Origin of the sequence: Sphingomonas parapaucimobilis NBRC 15100 (genome assembly GCF_000787715.1) — a bacterium.
In the GTDB taxonomy this organism is placed as follows: domain Bacteria; phylum Pseudomonadota; class Alphaproteobacteria; order Sphingomonadales; family Sphingomonadaceae; genus Sphingomonas; species Sphingomonas parapaucimobilis.
In genome coordinates this window covers 1-2,302 of sequence record NZ_BBPI01000081.1, presented here as the reverse complement: position 1 = coordinate 2,302, position 2,302 = coordinate 1, and the positions used below count along the sequence as shown (strand labels likewise).

Here is a 2,302-nt window from a genome sequence, read left to right as displayed (position 1 = left end):
TAACCGCAAGCACAGCGCTTGTTGCGAGGCCCCACCCCAACCCCTCCCCTGAAGGGGAGGGGCTTAGCTCGGTTCCATACCCTGCCGTCTTGCTTGAAGGTCAGCTACGGAACGGATCGCTGACCGTCGCGCGGCCGGGCCGGTCCTGCCGTCCCGCCAGTCGCAGGCGATAATGCGGGTCGCTGGCGCGGGTCAGCGTCACGTCATACCAACCCAGGTCCTTGTCGAGCGACCAGCGGTGGCGGCCGGGCTTGAGCGGGATGGGCGGGGGCGCGGTCTTGCCGGGTTCGGGGCGGACGATCGACAGGTCGCTCAGGCCGGGCGGGACGATCAGGGTCAGGCCGTCGTCATCGACCCGATGCTGCACCTCTGTCGTCACGTCATGCCCGGCGAAATGGCGGTGGAAGCCGTTCGGGCCGAGCACCCACAGGTCATGAACGGTCGGCCAGACATCCTCCAGCTGCGTGCCCGCCGCCAGCACATAGCGGCGCGGTGCCCGGTCCAGCGCGTGCCGGTCATAGACATGAAAGACCGCGCCTGCGCCCTCCGCCCGGAAGCGCAGCCGAACGCCCGCCGGATCGGCTATATGTTGCACATCCAGTCGGTAGGGGAGGGGGCGGGCGCGGCGGATGCCCGGCTCCTGCTCGGGCGCGCCCGGCGAGGCGGGGGCCTGCGGGTTGACCTGGCCCTTGATCGCCGCTGCGCGGACCGCTTGCTCGTGCGGATCGGGCAGGCGGGGTGTCGCGGTATCGCTCCCGGCAAAGTCGAACGCGCTGGTCAGGTCGCCGCACACCGCACGCCGCCAGGGGGCGATATTGGGTTCGTGAAAGCCGAACCGCGTTTCCAGGAAGCGGATGACGCTGGTGTGGTCAAAGACTTGCGAATTGACCCAGCCGCCCCGGCTCCACGGCGAAACCACATACATGGGCACGCGCGGGCCGAGGCCATAGGGGCGACCGCGATAGGCGGGTTTGTCGATATCGGCGTCGCCGGTCGAGGCCACGTCATGATAGGCCCCCGCCAGATCGACCGTCGAGCCGCCCAGCACCGTTCCATCGCCCGCGCGCGACGGTGGGGCGGGCGGCGGGACATGGTCGAAGAACCCGTCATTCTCGTCGAACATCACGAACAGCGCGGTGCGCGCCCAGGCCTTCGGATCGGCGGTCAGCGCGTCGAGCAGCTCGGCGGTATAGGCCGCACCCTGCGCCGGGCTGGAGGGATTGGGATGCTCCGACCCGGCGGCGGTGGCGATGACATAGGACACTTGCGGCAGTCGCCCGGCCAGCACATCGGCCTTCAGCACGTCCAGCCCGCGCGTGGTCAACGCCCGGTCCTTCAGTTCGGGATCGCCGCGTCCGTGATGCGCCTCGCGGTAAGCGTGAAAGCCGACCAGCGGATTGTCGGTGAAATTATCCGCCATGTCCTGATAGATGCGCCAGTCGATCCCCGCGGCCTGCATCCGCTCGGGCACGGTGGTCCAGCGGTACGGCTCGGCCGCGCCGCCATTCTCGACAAAGCTGTCATGCGAATTGCCGATCGCCGGACCGCCCGCCTCGCCCGAAGGATCGTTGGTGCCGCTCCACAGGAACAGCCGGTTGGTGTTGGTCCCGGTCTGCACCGCGCAATGATAGGCGTCGCAGAGGGTGAACGCCTCGGCCAGCGCGAACTGGAAGGGCAGGTCGGCACGGGCATAATGGCCCATCGCGCGCTGGTGCTTCGCCTCGGGCCAGTGCGCCATGCGGCCTTCGTCCCAGGCGGCCTGCGCATCGGGCCAGGTGTGCGGCGTGCCCTCCATGCGCATCAGCGCGAAGTGTTTGTCGGTGTCGAGATGGAAGGGCGAGACGAGGCGCGGGCCGCCCTCGGCCTTGCGGTCCAGCTGTTGCCAGACGGTACGCGGTTCGCCGTCCGACGACGCGACCGGGATAGGGAAGCGGTCGCCGAACCCGCGCACGCCGCGCAGCGTGCCGAAATAATGATCGAAGCCGCGATTTTCCTGCATCAGGATGACGACATGCTCGACGTCGCGGATCGTGCCGGTGCGTCGGTCGGGCGCGATCGCGGCGGCGCGGGCGATGGCGGGGGGCAGGGCGGCGGCCCCGGTCAGGGCTGCACCGGCGGAAAGGAGGGCGCGGCGGGATAATGTGACCATGTCCCGCTATGGCCGAGATCGTTGACGTTTTGGTGACGGGCCATTCCCCCCCCTGCAAGGGGAGGGGGACCGCCGCGAAGCGGTGGTGGAGGGGGATCTCCACAAAGTTCAACTCGTGTGGAAGCCCCCCTCCACCAGCTTCGCTGGTCCCCC

General features: G+C 69.1%; 1 protein-coding gene. It reads right to left on the bottom strand.

Annotated elements, in window-relative coordinates:
* Positions 1-100: 100 nt before the first annotated feature.
* Positions 101-2,149, bottom strand: coding sequence for a phosphocholine-specific phospholipase C (locus tag SP5_RS15235; RefSeq protein ID WP_042490396.1), 2,049 nt, complete (start codon positions 2,147-2,149; stop codon positions 101-103).
* Positions 2,150-2,302 lie beyond the last annotated feature (153 nt).

What these genes read in the sequence shown, in the direction of transcription:
- SP5_RS15235 (WP_042490396.1), bottom strand. Translation starts at nt 2,149, where the DNA reads ATGGTCACATTATCCCGCCGCGCCCTCCTTTCCGCCGGTGCAGCCCTG.